Below are 4,945 nucleotides of genomic sequence, written 5' to 3' on the forward strand. Positions count from 1 at the left end.
GGCCGGCTACGACACCAAGGCACCGGGCATGCAGATCTCGCGCTTTTGCGCTTCCGGTCTCGACGCCATCAATTTCGGCGCCGCCAAGATCGCGCAAGGGGCGGACGAGCTCGTCATTGCCGGCGGCGTCGAATCGATGTCGCGCGTCGGCATGGGCATGTCGGGCGGCGCCTGGTTCATGGACCCATCCGTCGGCCTGCCCGGCTGGTTCGTGCCGCAAGGCATTTCGGCCGACCTGATCGCCACCAAGTATGGTTTCAGCCGCGACGACGTCGACGCCTATGCCGTCGAGAGTCAGAAGCGCGCCGCCAAGTCCTGGTCCGAGGGCCGCTTCAAGAATTCCGTTATCCCGATCAAGGATCAGAACGGCCTGACCATCCTCGACCATGACGAGCACATGCGGCCCTCGACCGACATGCAGTCGCTGGCCTCGCTCAACCCGTCCTTCGTCATGCCCGGCGAAATGGGCGGCTTCGATGCGGTTGCCGTGCAAAAGCACCCTGAAGTCGAAGAGGTCAACCACGTCCACCATGCCGGCAACTCGTCCGGCATCGTCGATGGCGCCGCTGCCGTCCTGCTCGGCTCCAAGAAGGCCGGCAAGGCGATGGGCATCAAGCCGCGCGCCCGCATCCGCGCCTTCGCCAACATCGGCTCCGAGCCGGTGCTGATGCTGACCGGCCCGGTCGACGTCACCGAGAAGCTGCTCAAGCGCGCCAAGATGAAGCTGTCGGACATCGACCTGTTCGAGCTCAACGAGGCTTTCGCTTCCGTTGTGCTGCGCTACATGCAGGCCTTCGAGATCCCGCATGACAAGATCAACGTCAATGGCGGCGCGATCGCCATGGGCCATCCGCTCGGTGCCACCGGCGCCATGATCTTCGGCACCGTGCTCGACGAGCTCGAGCGCCGTGACCTGAACACCGCCCTGGTCACGCTCTGCATCGGCGCCGGCATGGGCACCGCCACCATCATCGAACGCGTCTGACGGGGAGAGAGAAGATGAGCTACACCAATTTCACCCTCGACGTCGACGCCGACGGCATTGCGCTGGTCACCTGGAACATGCCGGATCGATCGATGAACGTCTTCACCGAAGAGGTGATGCGGGAGCTTAACGCCATCGTCGACCATGTCGCCGGCGACGCGGCCATCAAGGGCGCGGTCATCACCTCCGGCAAGGATACATTCTCCGGCGGTGCCGACATCACCTTGCTGCAGAAGATGCTGGGCGCCTTCGCTGCCGACAAGGCGAAGGATCTGGGCAAGGCGACCAAGGCCCTGTTCGACAATGCGGGCGTCATGACCGGCCTGTTCCGTAAGGTCGAGACTTCGGGCAAGCCGTGGGTGTCGGCGATCAACGGCACCTGCATGGGCGGTGCCTTCGAACTGTCGCTCGCCTGCCATGGCCGCGTCGCAGCCGATTCCGACAAGGTGAAGATGGCGCTTCCCGAAGTGAAGATCGGCATCTTCCCGGGCGCCGGCGGTACCCAGCGCGTGCCGCGGCTGACCGACCCGCAGCAGGCCCTGCAGATGCTGACCACCGGCCAGACTCTCACGCCGCAGAAGGCCAAGGCGATGGGCCTGATCCACGAGATCGCCGAGCCTTCGAAGCTGGTCGAGGCCGCCAAGGCGATGATCAAGAACGGCCTGAAGCCGGTGGCGCCTTGGGACGAGAAAGGCTTCAAGCTGCCCGGTGGCCCCGTCTATTCGGCGGCGGGCGCCAACCTCTGGCCGCCGGCCATCGCCATCCTGCGTCGCGAGACCTACGGCAACTATCCGGCCGCCGCCGCGATCCTGAAATGCGTCTATGAGGGACTCCTGGTACCCTTCGACACCGCGCTCAAGATCGAGCAGCGCTACTTCACCGAGATCATGCAGACCAGCGAAGCGGCAGCGATGATCCGCTCGCTGTTCGTCTCGCTGCAGGAATTGAACAAGGGCGCGCGTCGCCCGGCCGGCGTGCCGGACACCAAGTTCAAGAAGATCGGCATCCTCGGCGCCGGCTTCATGGGCGCCGGCATCGCCTATGTCACGGCCAAGGCCGGCATTCCCGTCGTGCTGCTCGACCGCGACATGGAGTCGGCAGAAAAGGGCAAGGCGCATTCCGACAGCCTGATTTCTGATCAGGTCAAGAAGGGCCGCGCCAAGCCGGAAGAGAAGGACAAGTTGCTTTCGCTGATCACGCCGACGGCCGACTATGCCGACCTCGCCGGCTGCGATCTGGTGGTCGAGGCCGTGTTCGAGGATTCCGCCGTCAAGAAGAGCGCCACCGAAAAGGCGGAAGCGGTGCTGAAGTCGTCGGCGATCTTCGCCTCCAACACCTCGACCATCCCGATCACCTCGCTGGCGAAGAATTCGGCGCGACCGAAGAATTTTGTCGGCATCCACTTCTTCTCGCCGGTCGACAAGATGATGCTTGTCGAGATCATCCTCGGCAAGAAGACCGGCGACAAGGCGCTGGCGACCGCCATCGATTTTGTCCGCGCCATCAAGAAGACGCCGATCGTCGTCAACGACACGCGCGGCTTCTACGTCAATCGCTGCGTGCTGCGCTACATGTCGGAAGCCTACAAGATGCTGATCGAGGGTGTCCCGGTGGCGATGATCGAGAACGCCGCCAAGGCGGCCGGCATGCCGGTCGGTCCGCTGGCGCTGACCGACGAGACGGCGATCGACCTTGCCCAGAAGATCATGAAGCAGACGATCAGGGATATCGGCGAGAAGGCCGTCGATCCGAAGCAGATGGCGCTGATCAACACCATGGTCGACACGCATGGCCGCTTCGGCCGCAAGAACGGCAAGGGCTTTTACGACTATCCCGCCAAACCTGCCAAGAAGAAGCTGTGGCCTGGCCTCAAGGACCTCTATCCACAGCTCAAGCCGGAGAAGGTCGACTATGAGGAACTGAAGCAGCGCCTGCTGGTCACCATCGCCCTCGAGGCGGTTCGCGTGATGGAGGAAGGCATCGTCACCGATCCGCGCGAGGCCGATGTCGGCTCGATCCTCGCCTTCGGCTTCGCCCCCTTCACCGGCGGCGCGCTGTCCTACATCGACGGTATTGGCGCCAAGCAGTTCGTCAAGATCGCCAAGGCCCTGCAGAAGAAGTACGGCGCCGAGTTCAAGGCGCCGAAGCTGCTGCTCGACATGGCGGAGAAGGGCGAGACCTTCTACCAGCGTTTCGACCCTTACCAGAAGGGCGAGATCAAGCAGGCAGCCTGACGGCCGACGCCGATGTATGTCTGGGCGCGCATGGCGCGCATGATGGCCACGGCGCGAAGCCGTGGCCCGTACCTCGTCGGCGGTGAAAGCCGGCTGGTCTTTCGATGCCTGCCGACCGACATCGATTTCAACAACCATCTCAACAACGCCCGCTACATGATGCTGGCCGATCTCGGCCGCATCGACATCTTCCTGCGCGCCGGCCTCATCGCGCTGGCGCGCAGGAACGGCTGGGCGCCGATGATCGGCGGGCTGCAGGTGGCCTATGTGCGCGAGATCCGGCTGTGGCGGCGCTTCGAGGTGGTGTCCTCGATCGAGACCTGGGAAGGCACCTCGGTCATCGGCAGGCACCGCTTCGTCCTCGATAGTGGCGAAACGGCCGCGCAAATCATGACCACCGGCGGTGTCTACGACCGCCGCGGCCGCCGCTTTCTCGACATTGGCGAGGTGGTCATCGCACTTGGCCGTTCTGCTCAGCCGCGCCCCCCGACCGAGGCCGAGCAGGCATTCATGGCGTCGCACCGGAATTTGCGGGAACTTGCCAAGAAGGCGTGATCGTTGGCGATCCCGCGCACTTCCTCGGTGGACATTGGGGCGGTTGCGCGATAGACAGGAAGAGGCATTTTTTCCTGTTTTGAAGGAGAGCTCGATTGCTCTCGCACGACCGTGTCTGGGCCGCCATCGACGCACTCGCCGAGCGTTATTCGCTGTCGGCGTCAGGTCTGGCAAGGCGCGCCGGTCTCGACTCCACCGCCTTCAACAAGTCGAAGCGCCTGTCCTCGGACGGGCGGCCACGCTGGCCGTCGACCGAATCGCTGGCCAAGATCATCGAGGCCACCGGCGCCTCGCTGGAGGAGTTCACCGGGCTGGTGGAAGGTGATGGCTCGATCCCGGCGTCGCAGGCACGCAGGTCAGCCGTGCCGCTGCTCGGCTTTGCCCAGGCCGGCGCCGGAGGTTTCTTCGACGATGCCGGCTATCCGGCGGGGCAGGGCTGGGATCTGGTTGAATTGCCGGCCAGGGCGACAGCAAGCTCCTATGCGCTGCAGGTGCAGGGCGATTCCATGCTGCCGCTCTACCGCAACGGCGACGTGCTGATCGTCGAGCCGGGCGCTGCCACCCGCAAGGGCGACCGCGTCGTCGTCAAGACCGTTGCCGGTGAGGTGATGGCCAAGGTGCTGGCTCGCCAGACCGTGAAGTCGATCGTGCTGGTCTCCCTCAATCCTGATCATCCTGATCGGGACATCCCGATGCGCGACATCGAATGGGTGGCGCGTATCGTCTGGGCAAGCCAGTAAGTGCGGCTGCTCCGTCTTGCCGTGGCTGTTGCGGCTGTACCAGCGATGGCGTCGCTCGTCGTCACCGGAGGCCGCGCGCTGAACGGCGGTGAAAGCATCGTCACGCTGGACCGCATTGATCCGGTGGCCGAAACCACCGCCGAGCAGGGCGCCGACATGCCGCCCGAAGCGCCGGCCACGGCAGCCCTTCCGCCACCGCAGCCGGTGAAACCTCCCGCCCATTCCAGGACGATCGATCCCGAGGTCGTGGCGCCACCTCAACTCCCTTCCGGGGAGCTTGAGCGTGTCGAGCCGCGCGCGCCGCTGAGCGGCCTGGCGCTGGCAGGCCCGCCCAAGCCGCCCAGGTGGAAAATGCCCGGCGACTGGAACGGGACCAAGCTGTTCCAGCCGGTGGCCGCCGCCGCCGGGCTGATCGAGGCGAAGGGCTATTC

The 4,945-nt window shown here is 64.8% G+C and carries 4 protein-coding genes and 1 pseudogene; all 5 read left to right on the top strand.

The genetic code is table 11. The annotated features are described in order from the left end of the window. Positions 1 to 985 (top strand): acetyl-CoA C-acetyltransferase (locus tag EN742_RS24415; RefSeq protein ID WP_128333376.1); only part of this gene is annotated, 985 nt, incomplete at its 5' end. Positions 986 to 999: 14 nt separating this feature from the next. Then, positions 1,000 to 3,219 (top strand): 3-hydroxyacyl-CoA dehydrogenase NAD-binding domain-containing protein, encoded by a 2,220-nt coding sequence (locus tag EN742_RS24420; protein ID WP_128333377.1) that lies wholly within the window; start codon positions 1,000 to 1,002, stop codon positions 3,217 to 3,219. A gap of 12 nt (positions 3,220 to 3,231) precedes the next feature. Continuing rightward, on the top strand, positions 3,232 to 3,774 hold the full coding sequence (locus tag EN742_RS24425) for a thioesterase family protein (protein ID WP_126056607.1): 543 nt from the start codon (positions 3,232 to 3,234) through the stop codon (positions 3,772 to 3,774). 95 nt (positions 3,775 to 3,869) lie between these two features. Further along, positions 3,870 to 4,514 carry a helix-turn-helix transcriptional regulator gene (locus tag EN742_RS24430; RefSeq protein WP_126056606.1) on the top strand — a complete coding sequence of 215 codons (645 nt, stop codon included), beginning with the start codon at positions 3,870 to 3,872 and terminating at the stop codon, positions 4,512 to 4,514. Beyond that, positions 4,515 to 4,945: pseudogene (locus tag EN742_RS24435) on the top strand (thermonuclease family protein); the annotation flags it as partial.

It is taken from the genome of Mesorhizobium sp. M4A.F.Ca.ET.020.02.1.1 (genome assembly GCF_004022645.1).
Classification (GTDB): domain Bacteria; phylum Pseudomonadota; class Alphaproteobacteria; order Rhizobiales; family Rhizobiaceae; genus Mesorhizobium.